Source organism: Pseudomonas sp. RA_15y_Pfl1_P11 (assembly GCF_963970975.1).
GTDB lineage: Bacteria > Pseudomonadota > Gammaproteobacteria > Pseudomonadales > Pseudomonadaceae > Aquipseudomonas > Aquipseudomonas tritici.
Window position 1 is genome coordinate 211847 of the sequence record NZ_CAXAOY010000001.1, and the last position, 16351, is coordinate 228197.

Annotated in this window: 16 protein-coding genes and 1 pseudogene; 15 read left to right on the plus strand and 2 right to left on the minus strand. The window is 52.4% G+C overall.

Annotated features, from left to right (window positions below; genetic code table 11):
• The first annotated feature begins 5 nt into the window (after positions 1-5).
• The 14 genes and pseudogenes from AACY44_RS00965 (at position 6) to AACY44_RS01030 (ending at position 14179) form a co-directional block, all read left to right on the plus strand.
• Complete coding sequence (locus tag AACY44_RS00965) at positions 6-1139, plus strand: NAD-dependent epimerase/dehydratase family protein (RefSeq protein WP_339414812.1); 1134 nt, start codon at positions 6-8, stop codon at positions 1137-1139.
• Positions 1140-1149: 10 nt separating this feature from the next.
• On the plus strand, positions 1150-1713 hold the full coding sequence (locus AACY44_RS00970) for a serine O-acetyltransferase (protein WP_339414811.1): 564 nt from the start codon (positions 1150-1152) through the stop codon (positions 1711-1713).
• On the plus strand, positions 1710-2699 hold the full coding sequence (locus AACY44_RS00975) for a hypothetical protein (RefSeq protein WP_339414810.1): 990 nt from the start codon (positions 1710-1712) through the stop codon (positions 2697-2699). The genes AACY44_RS00970 and AACY44_RS00975 overlap by 4 nt, the downstream gene beginning before the upstream one ends.
• Complete coding sequence (locus AACY44_RS00980; protein ID WP_339414809.1) at positions 2696-3649, plus strand: NAD-dependent epimerase/dehydratase family protein; 954 nt, start codon at positions 2696-2698, stop codon at positions 3647-3649. Before AACY44_RS00975 ends, AACY44_RS00980 begins: the two co-directional genes overlap by 4 nt.
• 9 nt (positions 3650-3658) lie before the next feature.
• Entirely contained in the window at positions 3659-4666 is a 1008-nt protein-coding gene (locus AACY44_RS00985) for an MraY family glycosyltransferase (protein ID WP_339414808.1), read from the plus strand.
• A 222-nt stretch (positions 4667-4888) separates the two neighbouring features.
• Positions 4889-6886, plus strand: a complete 1998-nt coding sequence (locus tag AACY44_RS00990; RefSeq protein ID WP_339415042.1) for a polysaccharide biosynthesis protein — start codon at positions 4889-4891, stop codon at positions 6884-6886.
• A 111-nt stretch (positions 6887-6997) separates the two neighbouring features.
• Positions 6998-7330, plus strand: a complete 333-nt coding sequence (locus tag AACY44_RS00995; RefSeq protein ID WP_339415041.1) for a ComEA family DNA-binding protein — start codon at positions 6998-7000, stop codon at positions 7328-7330.
• Between the two features lie 122 nt (positions 7331-7452).
• Positions 7453-7812 (plus strand): IS66 family insertion sequence element accessory protein TnpB, encoded by a 360-nt coding sequence (gene tnpB / locus AACY44_RS01000; RefSeq protein WP_339414807.1) that lies wholly within the window; start codon positions 7453-7455, stop codon positions 7810-7812.
• An 18-nt stretch (positions 7813-7830) separates the two neighbouring features.
• Positions 7831-9363 (plus strand): IS66 family transposase, encoded by a 1533-nt coding sequence (tnpC, locus tag AACY44_RS01005; protein WP_339529641.1) that lies wholly within the window; start codon positions 7831-7833, stop codon positions 9361-9363.
• Positions 9364-9789: 426 nt separating this feature from the next.
• On the plus strand, positions 9790-11262 hold the full coding sequence (locus AACY44_RS01010) for a hypothetical protein (RefSeq protein ID WP_339529643.1): 1473 nt from the start codon (positions 9790-9792) through the stop codon (positions 11260-11262).
• Positions 11263-11270: 8 nt separating this feature from the next.
• Positions 11271-12197 carry a glycosyltransferase family 2 protein gene (locus tag AACY44_RS01015; protein ID WP_339414805.1) on the plus strand — a complete coding sequence of 309 codons (927 nt, stop codon included), beginning with the start codon at positions 11271-11273 and terminating at the stop codon, positions 12195-12197.
• Entirely contained in the window at positions 12169-12549 is a 381-nt protein-coding gene (locus tag AACY44_RS01020) for a GtrA family protein (RefSeq protein WP_339427807.1), read from the plus strand. The genes AACY44_RS01015 and AACY44_RS01020 overlap by 29 nt, the downstream gene beginning before the upstream one ends.
• Before the next feature lie 238 nt (positions 12550-12787).
• Positions 12788-13315 carry a GntR family transcriptional regulator gene (locus AACY44_RS01025; protein ID WP_339529645.1) on the plus strand — a complete coding sequence of 176 codons (528 nt, stop codon included), beginning with the start codon at positions 12788-12790 and terminating at the stop codon, positions 13313-13315.
• Positions 13316-13330: 15 nt separating this feature from the next.
• Positions 13331-14179, plus strand: a pseudogene (locus AACY44_RS01030) (urea carboxylase-associated family protein).
• Between the two features lie 8 nt (positions 14180-14187).
• On the opposite strand, the gene AACY44_RS01035 reads toward AACY44_RS01030, so the two are convergent.
• Positions 14188-14355 (minus strand): DUF2897 family protein, encoded by a 168-nt coding sequence (locus AACY44_RS01035; protein WP_003172675.1) that lies wholly within the window; start codon positions 14353-14355, stop codon positions 14188-14190.
• A gap of 111 nt (positions 14356-14466) precedes the next feature.
• The gene (eat, locus tag AACY44_RS01040; protein ID WP_049709334.1) at positions 14467-15831 is read right to left on the minus strand and encodes an ethanolamine permease; all 1365 of its coding nucleotides are present in this window, start codon (positions 15829-15831) and stop codon (positions 14467-14469) included.
• Positions 15832-16256: 425 nt separating this feature from the next.
• On the opposite strand from eat, the gene kdpF reads away from it, so the two are divergent.
• Positions 16257-16346, plus strand: coding sequence for a K(+)-transporting ATPase subunit F (gene kdpF / locus AACY44_RS01045; RefSeq protein WP_339427768.1), 90 nt, complete (start codon positions 16257-16259; stop codon positions 16344-16346).
• Positions 16347-16351: the final 5 nt, after the last annotated feature.

Genomic DNA, 16351 nt, shown 5'->3' on the forward strand with positions numbered 1-16351 from the left:
TCCAAATGGCTGGATTGATATTGGTAACAGGTGGGGCAGGCTTTATTGGGTCACATTTAGTGCCTAAATTGCTTGCTTCGGGTTTCAAGGTTCGCATCCTTGATTCCTTGTCGGTGCAGGTACATGGTGAGGTTCCTGTCGATCTTGAATGGCTGTCCAGCGATGGCGTCGAGTTTTTTCGTGGCGATGTCACCCGCGCTTCGGATTGGGAGCGAGCGCTTGTTGGGGTGTATGGCATCGTGCATCTGGCGGCCGAAACCGGCACCGGTCAGTCGATGTATCAGGTCGCTAAATACAACGAGGTCAATACACAGGCCACGGCATTGTTGCTTGATGTGCTAGGTCACGTGAGTCATCAGGTCAAACGGGTTGTGCTTGCCTCCAGTCGGTCGATCTATGGCGAAGGCGCTTACGTCCACTCGGTTACCAACCAGCGAATCTTCCCCGTTGCGCGCAGCGCAGAAATGCTGGCAAAGGCACAATGGGAACCCGTATGCCCTGACACTGGAGCAGTGCTGAACCTGGTGGCTACGAAGGAAACGGACTTGGTTTCGCCTGCGTCAATTTATGCAGCAACTAAGTATGCCCAGGAGGATCTGTTGCGTATCGGTTGTCAGGCGATGGGTATTGGCTACGCCATATTCCGCTTGCAAAACGTTTATGGTGAACGTCAGTCGCTCAACAATCCTTACACCGGCATTTTGTCGATTTTTTCAACAAAAATCCGAATGGACAGCCAACTACCGCTTTTCGAAGACGGGGAGGAAAGTCGGGACTTCGTCCATGTGGATGATGTCACCGACGCACTGTTGAAAGGTATTACGGTTAATCCTGCCCCTAACGCCGCAATTAATGTCGGCAGTGGGGTGGCCACCTCAGTCAGGACCGTCGCTGAGGAGTTGACTCGCGCGTTTGGTAAAGAGCCTAACGTTGTCGTGACCGGCCAGTTCCGCGTCGGCGATATCCGTCATAACTACGCCGATATTACCCGACTGAAAAATTTGCTAGGTCTTGAGCCGAAAGTCACGCTCAAGGAGGGCTTGCAAAGGTTCGCCAGCTGGGTGCTCGAACAGCCGCTTCCCGAAGATCAATTGGAGAAGGCCAACAAAGAACTTCGTGACCGGAAACTGATGAACTGAGGTGTACATTATGTCCGATCATCAGCCAGGCCTTCGACAGTTGCTGATAGCTGACGCAATACGCCACCGTCAACTTTTGGGGCTACAAGCCATTGGTCCGAGCATCAAGTTATGGATCGGCATGTTGGCGCCTCGATTTGCCCCTGTATTGCTCCATCGACTGGCGCATCGCTGCCATCGAGGGCCCTTGGCACCGCTCGCGAAGATGTTTTCATTGATTAATTTTATTTTCTTCGGGATTGAAATTGCAGTGGCGTCCAGGATCGGTCCAGGTCTGTTCTTCCCGCATACTCAGGGCACGGTCATCGGAGCGTTCACGATTGGGGAAAATGCGGTGATCTATCAGGGAGTCACAGTAGGCGCAAAGGATCTGGATTTTACCTATGACGCTGCTCACCGACCATGTATCGGGGATAACGTTCTTCTCGGTGCAGGTGCCAAGGTGCTCGGTGGCATCGTGTTGGGTAACAGCGTTACGGTGGCAGCGAATGCGGTTTTACTGTCGTCCGTCCCGGACAATGTCGTTGTGGGAGGCATCCCCGCTAAAATCCTCAAGTCTCGGAATGTTGAATGAAATATCTTCTGGATGGAAAGAAAATTTTAATCGTTGCTCCGCAGTTCTTTGGTTATGAGACGGAAATCTGCGATGAATTGAGACGTCGTGGAGCAGAGGTTGATTTCGTACTGGATCGACCTTTTGCCACCCCTTTGATGAAGGGGGTTACACGTGTACGTCGGGAATGGGTGATTAAGGCTGCGGATCGCTACTACACTGAACAGGTCGAATCCACCGACTACCACTATGTGTTTGTAGTAAATGGCCAAACGCTTTCCGAGACGACCCTTAATCGTTGGCAGAAACTGTTCTGCGGCGCCGTATTCGTGCTGTACATGTGGGACTCCTTTGGCAACCGTCGCTGGGTGCTGGACAACCTGAAATACTTCCATCACGTCTTTACCTTCGACCGAAACGACGCTGCCAAATACGGGCTAAACTTCAGGCCGCTGTTCTTCTCGCGCGGTTTCGAAGTGACCGCTCCCGAACAGATAACGTTTGATATCAGCTTTATCGGCACCGCCCATACCGATCGTTATCAGGTTTTAACCAAAGTCGATAAGGCCCTTGGTCCTGCGATCAAAAAACACTGGTATCTTTTTCTTCAGGCCAAATGGGTCTATTTGACTTACAAGTTGACGAACAAAGGCTTTAAGGAGGCCAGCGTTTTAGACTTTAAGTTCGATCCGCTGGACAAGTGTACTGTCCAGCAAATTTTCTTCGCCTCAAAGATGATATTGGACATAGAACATCCGCAGCAAACCGGGTTGACAATGAGATCGTTGGAGACGCTGGGTGCAAAGAAGAAACTTATTACCACCAATGCGGCTGTGCGTGAGTATGATTTTTTTTCTGATACGAATATTTGTGTGATTGATCGTCGTGCCCCCAGCATTCCTGCAGACTTCCTGACGTCCGAGTATGTCGATGTTCCGACCGAGGTGTATCAGCGTTATCGACTAGAAGGGTGGCTTGACGAGATTCTAGAGGTAGTGACTGCATGAATATTTTAGTGACGGGCGCGACGGGATTTGTCGGCAATGCGTTATGTGCGCAACTGGTCAACAGCGGTTATACCGTGCGAGCCCTGATACGCGGCGAAACCCCTACGCTGAAAAACGTTGAGTTTGTGGTGGGCGCGCTCGATGATGAGGCGGCCCTGGCTTCAGCTCTCACGGGTATTGACTGCGTCGTTCATCTGGCCGGGCGTGCTCACCAGCTTAATGATGTGGCAACCGCTCCTCTGGTTGCGTTTCGCGCGGTAAACCGCGATGGAACCTTGTTGCTAGCCAACTGTGCGAAAGCGGCTAGGGTGAAGAGGTTTGTGTTCATCAGTTCAATTGGTGTCAACGGGGCGGCCACGACTGACCTTCCATTTACTGAGCTCGCGCCGCTGACTCCCCATGCCGATTACGCAATCTCGAAGCTGGAGGCGGAAGAGGGCTTGCTTACCCTCATGGCAGATAACTTTGAGGTGGTCATTGTCAGGCCTCCACTGGTTTATGCCGCCCATGCGCCCGGTAATTTTGCTCGTCTTTTGAAGCTGGTATCTTTAGGGATTCCTGTGCCGTTTGGTTCAGTAAAAAACCAGCGCAGCATGATCGCGCTAGAGAATCTGGTTGAATTCATCCGCCTATGCATTACGCACCCGGCAGCGGCAAACGAGTTGTTCCTGATCAGTGACGGATTAGCAGTTTCCACGGCGGATATTTTTCGCTACCTCGCCCACGGAATGGAAAAGCGCCTGATCCTGCTCCCGTTTCCGCTGGCAGCCATGAAAATGGGCGCTCGTTTATTGAGTAAAGAGGCACTCTACACTCAGCTCTGTGGTTCACTTGTCGTGGACTGTTCAAAAGCCATGGATTTGCTCCAATGGAAGCCGGTGGTGTCCCCAGAACATGCACTTGTGAACGCCGGTAAGCTTTACAAGCAGCAAAAAGTAGAAATGTCATAGGTTAATTTAATGAACTATTGGTTTTTGCTCCTCGTTTTACTTATTTCCTTGCTGCTTACGGGGCTCCTGCGCCGCTACGCGATTTCTCGTAAGTTGATTGATGTACCGAACGCGCGCAGTTCTCACTCCGTCCCAACCCCGCGGGGAGGTGGGGTAGCGATCGTGGTTAGCTTTTTGGGCGCATTGTTAATTGCTTGGGCCAGCAACTGGGCCGACATGTTCATAGCTATGGCATTATTGGGTTCAGGCGCGCTCACTGCTTTGATCGGGTTCATGGATGATCACGGTCACATTGCTGCACGCTGGCGTTTGTTGGGTCATTTCGGTGCAGCTGCTTGGAGTCTCTATTGGCTGGGTGGTACACCCTCCCTCCAGATTATGGGATTCATACTCGAGCATGGCTACGTCGGTGCAGTGTTGGGCGCGTTTTATCTTGTCTGGATGCTCAATCTCTACAACTTCATGGATGGAATCGACGGGCTTGCGGCAGGTGAAGTCGTTTGCGTGTGTTTGGGTGCAAGTCTGATTTACACAATTTTTGGTTTTGCCCCGTTGATTTGGGCTCCCATAGTTCTAGCGATGGCGGCACTCGGATTTCTTTTCTGGAACTTCCCCCCTGCACGGATATTCATGGGGGACGCGGGCAGTGGATTCCTTGGTATCATCCTGGGTGTGCTATCGCTTCATGCTGCTTGGACCGATTCACGCTTGTTCTGGGTGTGGGCCATTCTGCTTGGGGTGTTTATCGTTGATGCGACATTGACTCTGTTCCGGCGTCTTATTCGCGGCGAGAAGGTATATGAAGCGCATCGAAGCCATGCGTATCAGTTTGCGTCCCGACGTTACGGCAAACACTTGCCCGTCACAATCGCAGCGCTTTTGATTAACATCTTTTGGTTGCTGCCTATTGCATTTTGCATGATGCATTTCCAACTTGATGGACTGGCTATGACGTTAGTTGCGTACGTACCACTGGTATGGTTGGGCTTCAGGTTTAATGCTGGGCAAGCAGAGTAACCCGAATAGAACCCAATCTGTGGTGCCAAGGTCTAGCGTTTGGCTTGGTGTGATTGACCATGGCAGGCGCGCTACCTATCCACCGATAAGACGTATAGACTGTGCCATCCGGCTTGCGCAGATCACCACTATCCGCTGGCTCTAGCTCTCAGGCAGTCAACGACACGACGGCACGTCGTTGAGGGGAGCTAAACTTTATTGGTAATAATGGTAATTGTAGAAATTATGGATAAATTACGTGCCTATTTGCTGAGTCTCCCGCGTCGGCAGAAACGTGTTCTGCAAGTCATTACCGATATATTTTTGGTTTGGTTTTCGTTATGGATGGCTTTCGTCGTTCGGCTTGGGATCGAGGATCTTGCTAATCCTCTAGTAATGCACACTTGGCTTTTTGTTACAGCACCAATCGTTACTATCCCTTTTTTCATCCGATTTGGCATGTATCGTGCTGTAATGCGCTATTTCGGTAATGATGCACTGATCGCTATTGTCAAGGCGGTAAGCTTGTCCGCGTTGATACTCGGCGTTGTTTTTTATTGGTACAGCAATCATGAAAATGTTATTCCACGGTCAATCATATTCAACTATTGGTGGTTGAGTTTGATCATGGTAGGTGGTTTGCGGTTAGCGATGCGTCAATATTTCTTAGGTGACTGGTTTGCCGCTGCACAACATGTCCCCTTCACCAATAGAGACGATGGATTGCCGAAAGTCGCGATTTATGGGGCGGGAGCAGCGGGCAACCAATTGGTCGCTGCTTTGCGAATGGGGCGGGTCATGCGACCGGTTGCCTTCATTGATGACGATAGCGGCATCGCAGATCGGGTGATTGCTGGATTGCATGTATATAAACCTAAACATATCCAGCGAATGATCGATGAAACGGGGGCTCAGGAGATATTGCTCGCGATCCCCTCTTCAAACCGTGGGCGTCGTCGAGAGATTCTAGGGCTCTTAGAATGCTTTCCCCTGCACGTACGCAGTGTCCCTGGGTTCATGGATCTGGCGAGTGGGAGGGTCAAGGTAGATGATATCCAGGAGGTAGATATTGCTGACCTTCTAGGCCGTGATTCTGTGCCTGCGCAAGGCGAGCTGCTGGAGCACTGCATTAAGGGGAAAAGTGTCCTTGTGACTGGCGCAGGGGGATCAATCGGTTCTGAACTCTGCCGACAGATCATCTTGCAGCAGCCCAAGACATTATTGTTGTTCGAACATAGCGAATTTAATCTCTACAGCATTCTTTCAGAGCTTGAGCTGAGTGTGAGCCGAGCATCATTAACGACGCGGATTCTGCCGATTCTAGGCTCGGTTCGTGATCCGTCGAAGTTGCTGGATGTCATGAAAACCTGGCATGTTGACACGGTTTACCATGCCGCTGCCTACAAGCACGTGCCTATGGTTGAACACAATATTGCCGAAGGTGTGTTGAATAATGTGATAGGGACGGTGAATACCGCCCAGGCGGCGCTCCGGGCCGGCGTTACCAACTTCGTGCTGATCTCCACGGACAAGGCTGTGCGTCCTACCAACGTCATGGGCAGCACGAAACGTCTGGCTGAATTGACATTGCAGGCGCTTAGCCGCGAACCTGCTCCGGTGCTGTTTGGGGACAAATCTAACGTTTCCTGTGTCAACAAAACTCGCTTCACCATGGTTCGCTTTGGCAATGTGCTGGGTTCGTCGGGATCGGTAATTCCGCTTTTTCACAAGCAGATCAAATCGGGCGGACCGATCACGGTGACCCATCCGAAGATTACACGTTACTTCATGACCATTCCTGAGGCCGCACAGTTGGTAATCCAGGCTGGTTCCATGGGGCTGGGGGGCGATGTATTCGTATTGGACATGGGCGAACCTGTGAGAATCGTGGAGCTGGCAGAAAAGATGATCCATCTGTCCGGTCTGAGTGTGCGTTCCGACAAGAACCTCCATGGAGACATCGCCATTGAATTTACGGGACTGCGTCCAGGTGAGAAACTTTACGAAGAGTTACTCATTGGTGACAACGTAGTCGCTACACAACATCCGATGATCATGAGTGCAAACGAAGATTATTTGTCATGGGACATATTCAAAGCCAAACTCGGCGAGTTGTTGGCCGCTGTTGAGGAAGATGATTACACTCGGGTCCGCCAACTCTTGCGAGGCACTGTTAGCGGCTACTCCCCCGATGGCGAAATCGTCGACTGGATATTTCAGCAACGCCGCCTGGAACCCTGAGTTAACACTCTGTTACGCACCCACTTTTGACACCTTCTAATCATCGCCTAGGTTAGAAGAGCAGCTTTGGAAAAGCTGCTCTTCTCTCAACGATGTCATGGAGCGTCAATGATGCAAAACACTTATATATCTTCTCTGATTTTCGCCTTTCTCAGCACCCTTTCTATCGCTACCAGCGCAGCACCCTCCAGCAAGCCCGAGTCCCAAACTCCCATCTCCGCACAAGTGACCAAGGCTGATCAAGCAGCGAAGGTCAACCTCAATGCCGCTGACGCTGAAACTCTGCGTCGTGACCTCTTCGGTATCGGTGCCGCGAAGGCTAAGGCAATCATCTCCTACCGTGAAAGCAATGGTCCGTTTACGGCGGTGGACGAATTATTGGAAGTGAAAGGCATTGGAAAGGCACTGCTGGAAAAGAATCGCGAAAGGTTGGTGATCAACTAAGGGGATAACGTAGAAGACCGGTCATTGACCGGTCTTTTGTAAGCGCTCCATAAACCCCACCTTCAAAGCGCTGATCTGATCCCGGATGCTGTGCTCCCGATTCCCTCAGGAGCCAGCTCGCCATGATGCGACCCGATGCCAAAGTCGAAAAAGTGTATCTGTACCCCAAGCCCGTCGACTTCCGGAAATCTATCGACGGCCTGGCGGCGCTGGTCGAGTTGGCTATAAAGGTGGCGGTCTTCGACCCCGTACTTTTCGTTTTCCTCAACAAGTCGCGCAACAGGGTGAAGATTTTGTACTGGGAGCGCAACGGGTTCTGCCTTTGGCTCAAGCGCCTCGAGTCCGAACGATTCAAAACATCGCCGGACGCCACCGACGAGGCTATCGTTCTGACCGTGCAGGAACTCAACTGGATGCTCGATGGCTTTGACCTCTGGCGCAAACGTCCTCATCAAGTTTTGACGCCGCGATTCGTAGCCTGATTCGGTATAATCCAGGGCATGAATTCCTTGCCCGAAAATCTTCCAGATGATCCCGTTCTGCTCAAGCAAATGCTTGGGCAGATGCTCGACGAGCGTCAGATGGATAAAGGAAAGATTGTTCGGCTAGAAGAACAGAATGCCCTCCTGCTTCAGCGTCTGTTCGGACGTAAGTCCGAGCAAACAGCTGATGCGGCAACGCCGCAACTGGCCCTCTTCAATGAAGTAGAAAGCGTCGTCGAGCCTGTGGACGAAGCCTCAGATGAAGAGGTCGTTGCCCCGACCAAGCGCCGCAGTAAACGCAAGCCACTGCCCGCCGATCTGCCGCGTATCGAGATCATCCACGAACTTCCCGAACATGAACTGACGTGCGTCTGCGGCTGCCGCAAACACACGATTGGCGAAGAAGTCAGCGAGCAGCTTGAAATCGTGCCGATGCAGATCCGTGTGATCAGACACGTTCGCAAAGTTTACGGTTGCCGCGACTGCGAGATGGCGCCGGTCACTGCTGACAAGCCGGCTCAACTGATTGAAAAAAGCATGGCCAGCCCAAGTGTTCTGGCGATGTTGCTGACCACTAAGTACGTCGATGGACTACCGCTTCACCGTTTCGAAAAAGTCTTGGGCCGCCATGGCGTCGATATCCCGCGCCAGACGTTGGCACGCTGGGTTATCCAGTGCGGTGAACACTTCCAGCCGCTGCTGAATTTAATGCGCGATAGCCTACTGGGCAGCCGCGTTATCCACTGCGATGAAACACGGGTACAGGTGTTGAAAGAGCCTGGCCGAGACCCAGGCAGCCAGTCTTGGATGTGGGTGCAAACCGGCGGCCCGCCAGATAAACCAGTGATCCTTTTTGACTACTCCACCAGCCGTGCGCAGGAGGTACCGACGCGCCTGCTCGAAGGTTATCGCGGCTATCTGATGACCGATGATTACGCCGGTTACAACGCGCTGGGCGCGCAAGCCAGGGTCGAGCGTCTAGGGTGTTGGGCGCATGCTCGTCGCAAGTTCGTGGAAGCACAAAAAGTGCAGCCTAAAGGCAAGACAGGACGTGCCGACATCGCGCTGAACTTGATCAACAAACTGTATGGCGTAGAGCGTGATCTAAAGGATGCGTGTGACGACGATCGTAAAACCGGCCGTCATGATCGGAGTCTGCCAGTACTGGCTCAGTTAAAAAGCTGGATGGAAAAGACGCAGCCACAAGTTACGTCTCAGAACGCCTTGGGCAAGGCCATCGGCTATCTGGCAAGTAACTGGAACAAACTGGAGCGGTATGTCGAGGAAGGCTATCTGCCAATCGACAACAACGCTGCCGAGCGCGCGATCAGACCCTTCGTCATCGGAAGAAAGAACTGGTTGTTTAGCGACACACCCAAAGGCGCGACCGCCAGTGCTCAACTTTACAGCTTGGTCGAGACTGCCAAAGCCAACGGCCAAGAGCCCTATGCGTGGCTGCGCCACGCATTAGAACGGCTACCACTGGCGACCTCGGTTGGAGATTACGAAGCGCTGTTGCCGTGGAACTGCTCGCCGGTATCGCCCAGCTAAGCGCTCTACCCATCTTGTAGTCGGTGGGGTTTATGGAGCGCTTACGTTATTGCCAACCTCATCCTGGCCTTGTTTTTCGCTTTGGAGAGCCAATTCCATCAGAGCAGCTTCTAACGCGAGCTGATTCTCGTACATCCGTTCAAGCAAATCCGGGAGTGAGTATTCCCCTTACATGTGTGCAGTCTCATCGAAAAGGTCTAAGCATAGCAGAGGCCCACCAAATTGATGCTTGCTTAGCTTGGTTAAATCGTGGAAATGCGATATTATTTTGACTTATTAAAAAGTTACAGGTCCGATAGGGAACGTCTATGAGTCTGTATATTTGATTAGCTCTTTTACTCTGTGACTTTGTAAAGATGGTCGCGCATCCGATGCAAGATATTAAGCAAGACCTGCAGGCTAACTAACACAAGAAAATACAACTTCATGAATAATACATTGCAACGAATTGAACGGCATACACTCGTAGGTTGCTTGGGCATATTCTTTATAATCTTCTGGTTTTGCTTTAACTACAACCATGGTGAGAGAATCCAGCATAATAATGGCCTTGGCTGGGATGGCGCGGCTTACGCTGATTGGGCACAGCGCGACACCATGGAAATCCTCAACAGTCATCTAGTTTCCGAATATTATGTCGGTCGCTTGCTTCCCTCTATAATTATTCACCAGGTCACTCAGTTGCTCGGGTATAAGTCCCTTTCGACCCCTCAGGTGATACATGCTTTTTACTTGTTTAATGTGGGGTTGCTAGTCGTTGCAGCAGCATTTTTGTTCTTAATTGGCAGGCACTATCAGTGGCAGAGGCAGATTTATTTTCTAGGGTTTAGTGCGCTTTTTTTCAACTATCCAGTACTTACGAATCTTTCCTATAATCCTACGCTTACTGATATGTCTGGTTATGTATTAGGGCTGGGGATTTTTTATGCCTATATTAGCAGCCGCTTTTGGCTCCTGGTGTTGCTCAGTTTTCTATGCTGTTTTGTCTGGCCCACTATGTTATACGGCGCCCTACCGATGATCATGTTAGGGCGAACTCAGGTCGCTGTGCGTTACCCCGGCTTGCATAGCCGCTTGTTAGCATTACTGGTCGCGCTTTCACTGATCTCCCTCGCCGGCTACTTATATTACAACGGGCTACGACAGTCTCCAGGAACCACCTTATTTAAAGTCCAGATTGTTCCGTTCAGCGTTCTACTGTTCATTGGTTATATTTATCTGGCCTTGAAACATCTTATCGATGTGCCTTCGGCCCTGCGTGCGTCAAAACACATAAAGATCATTCCAGTGGTGATGGGGGTTTTACTTTATATCGCCGTCAAAGCCATCGTGTATCAATACTCAGATAGAACCCCAGGTCCTCTCACAATTACCAGCTATTTAGGACTGTTCACGCAGGCGTCTTTATCCAACCCACTCGTAAACGTCATCGCACACGCTATGCACTACGGGCCTTTCTATTTGGTTGCAATTTTGCTGTGGCCACGCGTGGCTGCACAGGTCAAAGAAGAGGGGTTGGGTTTAACCGTTTATATTGCTCTGTTCGCGTTTTTATCGATTGGGTCCGAATCGCGCCAGTTCCTGAATGCCTGGCCGGCACTCGCCATGCTGACCTGCCAAGTCCTGAACCGGTTGGCGAATGATGGCAAAATCGACTGGTGGTTTACTTACTCTATCGCAGGAATGGGTCTGATTATTTCCAGATTCTGGCTGACCATCAACGTAGGCCCGTGGACCGGAAATTTCCAGGCGTTCCCTGATCAGATGCTCTATATGTATTCTGGCCCGTGGATCTCACATCAGATGTACGGCGTTTTCCTTGCAGTGACCTTGCTCTGTCTCATTGGCCTGCTTACGCTGCTGCGCCCCAGCTTGTCCGCCACCAAACCAACACAGTAGGTGAACTGATGAAAAAGCTATCCATTGTGATTCCGGTATATTATAACGAAGGCTCGTTACCGGATTTATTCACTAAACTTTTATATATCGAAGGGTTACTCAAGCAACAAGAAGTTATGCTTGAATTGATTTTTGTCGATGATGGCTCAAAGGATAACTCACTCAATTTTCTTCGGCAGTTTGTCATCACACGCCCCAGCACAAAAGTGATAAAGTTGAGTCGTAATTTTGGCGCAATCAGCGCCATTAAAACTGGGCTGAATTATATTACCGGGGATTGTTTTCTATTTTTAGCGGCAGATCTTCAAGATCCACCAGAACTTATCCCCGACATGGTCGAGCGCTGGCAGCGCGGTGCCAAGTACATTATTTGTGAGCGTACTGATCGTTTAGATCCCATGGGTTCGAAAGTTTTTTCTGCCGTGTACTACCAACTGCTTAGAAAATTCGTGCTTGCAAGTTACCCAAAAAATGGCTTTGATCTGGCGCTCATGGATAAGCAACTCTTGTCATATTTAAAAGACAGCGGTAAGCATATTAACTTTCCATTGTTCCCTTACTGGCTGGGCTTCACCCCCGAAAAAATACCCTACGTTCGTCAAGCACGCGAGCACGGTAAGTCTCGCTGGACATTCGGGAAAAAATGGAAATTGCTGATTGACTCTATTTTCTCGTTCTCCTTTGCTCCTGTCAGATTGGTATCGGCAATTGGACTAATAGTGTCCTTGGTAAGCTTTGGGTATGGCACTGTAGTGATAGTAAGCGCCTTGCTTGGCAAGGTCGATGTGCCCGGATTTGCAACATTGGCGACGTTGATTTCTTTCTTGCTAGGTTTGATTATCGTAATGCTTGGTGTAATAAGCGAATACATTTGGAGGATATTTGATGAGGTCAATCGTCATCCTTATGCAGTTATTGAGGAAGAGATTCTTTAATGTAGAGTTCGCAAGGTTTCTTGTCGTTGGGGGTATCAATACGTGTGGCGGATATGTTGTGTATTTAGCCCTCATTCAAATAATGGAGTATGCATACGCCTATTCGCTTTCGTTTGCGATTAGTGTGGTCGTTTCTTACTTGCTTAATACGCTCCTCGTTTTCAAAGAGCCGCTGGCTTTAAAGAAGTTTATGGCATTTCCGCTGATTTACGTATTTCAGTATATAAGTGGTCTATGCATAATTCATGTGGCTGTTGAGATATTCTATGTGTCGGTGGTTTTAGCGCCGCTGATTGTTGTGGTTATTACATTGCCTGCAACGTTTTTAATGGCGCGATTTATCATGAAGTAATAGGTACCTCTTATTCTTCATAAAGCAGGCGCTTCTACCGAGAGGTCGAGCGTATGCGCTGTGAGATGGAGTCGCTATTCAGGAGGTGACCGAAAGCAAAAAAATTGTGAAGCCGGGTATCGTGGCCTGATCCCGATATCCCTAGCGTCCCAACGAGTCCCGATTGGGGGATGCGCCGTGAGATGATGATCCTGAGCTATTCGACTGTAAGCGATCCATAAACCCCACCGACTACAAGATGGGTAGAGCGCTTACGATCCGCGAAGCCTTGCACCGTCTCGGCCAGGAAGGCCTGACCCGCTACGTGCGCAACAAGGGCGTCATGGTCCGGCGGCTGGAGTGCGACGAGGTGCGTGATTTGTTTGTAGTCCGCCGCACCCTGGAGTTGCAGGCCATCGCCCAGAGCGGCCCTCTGACAGAGGATCAATCGGAGCGCATGCAAAACGCAATCGACGCCACCACCCTGGCCCGCGAGCGCGAAGACTGGCGTGCGGTCGCCACCCACAGCCTGGTGTTACACCAGCAGATCGTTGGGTTGATGCGCAGCCCGTTGTTCGATGAGTTTTTTGCCCAGGTCATCGCCCAGCTGCGTCTGGTGTTTTGCGCCGCGCCTGATGAGCAGCGTTTCCAGTCGCCATGGTTGGAGCGCGATCGTGAGATTTACACGTTACTGGTCCAGCAGGATAAACCGGCGGCAGGGGAGGCGATGAGCCTCTACCTGGGTGATTCGGAACGTGTGTCGTTGGCCTTGTTTAATCACCCCTGATCGAGGATCCGCACCATGTACAAAGACTATCCGGCCGCTTATCAGGTCAGCAAAGGTTCGGCGCTGCAGGTCGACACGGCGTTTTACGAACGCATCCGTGACCATAAACAGCAACGTACGTTGATCGAGCAGTTCTAGGTGCCGATCCGAACGGGCAGGGCGTGGAAGGTGCCGGCCGGGCATGTGTTTCGTGTGACCACGCCGGTCGGTCCACAGGTGGGTGACTTCAATGTGTGGAACGCCAACGACCCTCGCGAACGCCTGTGGGCAGCGCGCACGCGTCAATTGCAGGGTGCCCATGTGAGCACGCATGACCGGTTGTGGTCGAATCTGCCATTTTTAAGACCGCTGGTGACGATCACCGATGACAGCCTGGCCAGTTACGGCACCGATGAGCATGGCGGGCGCTTGCATGATTTGCTCGGCACGCGTTGCGATCCGTATGTGAATCGGATGCTCACCGGCGAGGACTTCCATCACCATTGCCATTCGAACCTGACTCGCGCGGTTTTACCCCACGGTCTGACGGAGTTCGACGTGCATGACGTGCTGAATATTTTCCAGTGCACGGGCCTGAATCACGACGACATGTATTTCATGAAGGCTTGCCCGGCGCAGAAGGGCGATTACCTGGAGTTCTTTGCAGAGATTGATTTGCTGTGTGCGCTGTCGACGTGCCCGGGCGGGGATTTATCGTTGCCGATGTGGGGGCCGGAGGCGCAGGACCCTCTGACGGTATGCCGTCCGTTGGGGGTTGAAATTTATAAGTTGGAAGATGAATTGCTGAACGGCTGGAGCCAGCCGGAGCGTGCTGCCTACAAGGGGCAGCACGGTTTGCAGATTGCCAAGGCGGCTTGGGAGTAACCCAAGGCTCAGCGATCCTGCGCGTCCTTCGCATCCGCCTGGGCGTTACGCTCGGCCACGCGTTTGCGTTGTTCGTCGGTGAGTTCGACCTTGTTGGCGCTGTCTCGCAGCATCATCAGCCCACCGACGATCGACCCGATCGCGACCACCATAATCAACCACGCATACCACGGCATAAGGCTCTCCTTGAGGCAGATCACCGTGGGAGAATTTTCCCACGGGGATAACTGCTTTGAGTAACAGGCTTTCTCAGGAGTTCAGTGTAGGCCTATTCCGCCTCGTTAACCTCAGAGTCCGGTCAACATCGCATCCGCAGGTGCATCCGCGCGGTCTTGCGCGGTCATCTGGAAGTAAACGAACCCAACGGCCATAAAGCCCAGGAAGATCAGCCCGATCAGCGTGTTAAACCACGCCATGGCCACCAGGCACACCACCGCCAGCACCAGCGCAATGCCCGGCACGATGGGGTAGCCCGGTGCGCGGAAGGTGCGTTCCAGCAACGGTTCGGTCTTACGCAGTTTGAACAGGCTGAGCATGCTCATGATGTACATCACAATGGCGCCGAATACGGCCATGGTGATCATCGCTGCGGTCAGTGTCATGCCGCCCAGGTTGATCAGGCCGTCGCTGTAGATCGCGGCGATGCCGACCACGCCGCCGGCGATGATTGCCCGGTGCGGTGTCTGAAAACGCGACAGTTTGGCGAGGAAAGACGGCAGGTATCCGGCGCGGGCCAGGGCGAAGAACTGGCGCGAATAGCCCAGGATGATGCCGTGAAAACTCGCTACCAGGCCAAACAAGCCGATCCACACCAGCATGTGCAACCAGCCGGAGCTGTCGCCGACCACGGTTTTCATGGCTTGTGGCAATGGGTCGTTGATATTGGAGAGGGTGCGCCAGTCGCCCACACCGCCGGCAAAGAACATCACGCCCATGGCCAGGATCACCAGGGTCAGGATGCCGCTGATGTAGGCTTTTGGAATGGTGCGCTTCGGATCTTTCGCTTCTTCGGCGGCCATGGCGGCGCCTTCGATGGCGAGGAAAAACCAGATGGCAAAGGGAATCGCGGCAAACATGCCGGCAATCGCTGGGGCGCCAAAGGTGTCGGAACCGGCCCAGCCGTTCAGGGCGAAGTTGCTGAAGCTGAAGGCGGGCGCTACGACGCCCATAAACACCAGCAACTCGGCGACGGCGAGTACGCATACCACCAATTCGAAGGTGGCGGCGAGTTTCACACCAAGGATGTTCAGGCCCATGAACACGATGTACGCGCCGACGGCCGCGTGTTTCGGGTCCAGCGCCGGGAATTGCACGTTCAGATATGCGCCGATGGCCAAGGCGATCGCAGGCGGCGCGAAGACGAACTCGATCAAGGTCGCGAGCCCCGCGATCAAACCGCCTTTCTCACCAAAGGCACGACGGCTGTAGGCAAACGGCCCACCCGCGTGAGGAATCGCGGTGGTCAGCTCGGTGAAACTGAAGATGAAGCAGGTATACATGGCGGCGACCATCAACGAGGTCACCAAAAAGCCCAAGGTCCCGGCGACGCCCCAGCCATAGCTCCAGCCGAAGTATTCGCCGGATATCACCAGGCCGACGGCGATGCCCCACAAGTGCAGGGTGCCCAAGGTGGGTTTGAGTTGTGTGTTCATTGTGCTGCTCCCTGAACGGTTTGGAATGATTCAAGGTGTTGCAGCGTGCATGCCAGCTTGAGAATCATTGTCGTAAAGCCGTGCAACTGTCGCCATGGGAACGGTTTGGCGTTTGAATTTGCCCTGCGTTGCACCAGATAAGTGCTGTGTTGACTGAGCTGGCGCCTTCGCGGGCAAGCCCGCTCCCACATTGGGCCGCGTATTTCCTGCTGAAACGCGGTCGAGTGTGGGAGCGGCGGTGCGACGATTCGACTTGCCCGCGATGAGGCCCTCCCATCCACGGCAAATCCCGCTGTAAACCCCGCATAAACCCACTCTTTACGCCGTCTTTACGCCCCGCCCATACCCTCGCTCTCGTTCCTTTACACCACTCCTGCCGACAATTGACCCACACGCGGCACTCGCCGCTAAACGGAGAGACTTCCATGAGCGTTCTGGACGGGGTGTCACTGGTATTGGCCGTGGCGCTGTTCATTTATCTGCTGGTTGCGCTGTTACGCGCGGATCGGAACTAGGAGCT

Bases quoted from the DNA above. Each gene is read 5' to 3' on its own strand.
- AACY44_RS00965 (WP_339414812.1), top strand. From the start codon at position 6: ATGGCTGGATTGATATTGGTAACAGGTGGGGCAGGCTTTATTGGGTCA.
- AACY44_RS00970 (WP_339414811.1), top strand. From the start codon at position 1,150: ATGTCCGATCATCAGCCAGGCCTTCGACAGTTGCTGATAGCTGACGCA.
- AACY44_RS00975 (WP_339414810.1), top strand. From the start codon at position 1,710: ATGAAATATCTTCTGGATGGAAAGAAAATTTTAATCGTTGCTCCGCAG.
- AACY44_RS00980 (WP_339414809.1), top strand. From the start codon at position 2,696: ATGAATATTTTAGTGACGGGCGCGACGGGATTTGTCGGCAATGCGTTA.
- AACY44_RS00985 (WP_339414808.1), top strand. From the start codon at position 3,659: ATGAACTATTGGTTTTTGCTCCTCGTTTTACTTATTTCCTTGCTGCTT.
- AACY44_RS00995 (WP_339415041.1), top strand. From the start codon at position 6,998: ATGCAAAACACTTATATATCTTCTCTGATTTTCGCCTTTCTCAGCACC.
- tnpB (WP_339414807.1), top strand. From the start codon at position 7,453: ATGATGCGACCCGATGCCAAAGTCGAAAAAGTGTATCTGTACCCCAAG.
- tnpC (WP_339529641.1), top strand. From the start codon at position 7,831: ATGAATTCCTTGCCCGAAAATCTTCCAGATGATCCCGTTCTGCTCAAG.
- AACY44_RS01010 (WP_339529643.1), top strand. From the start codon at position 9,790: ATGAATAATACATTGCAACGAATTGAACGGCATACACTCGTAGGTTGC.
- AACY44_RS01015 (WP_339414805.1), top strand. From the start codon at position 11,271: ATGAAAAAGCTATCCATTGTGATTCCGGTATATTATAACGAAGGCTCG.
- AACY44_RS01020 (WP_339427807.1), top strand. From the start codon at position 12,169: ATGCAGTTATTGAGGAAGAGATTCTTTAATGTAGAGTTCGCAAGGTTT.
- AACY44_RS01025 (WP_339529645.1), top strand. From the start codon at position 12,788: ATGGGTAGAGCGCTTACGATCCGCGAAGCCTTGCACCGTCTCGGCCAG.
- AACY44_RS01035 (WP_003172675.1), bottom strand. From the start codon at position 14,355: ATGCCGTGGTATGCGTGGTTGATTATGGTGGTCGCGATCGGGTCGATC.
- eat (WP_049709334.1), bottom strand. From the start codon at position 15,831: ATGAACACACAACTCAAACCCACCTTGGGCACCCTGCACTTGTGGGGC.
- kdpF (WP_339427768.1), top strand. From the start codon at position 16,257: ATGAGCGTTCTGGACGGGGTGTCACTGGTATTGGCCGTGGCGCTGTTC.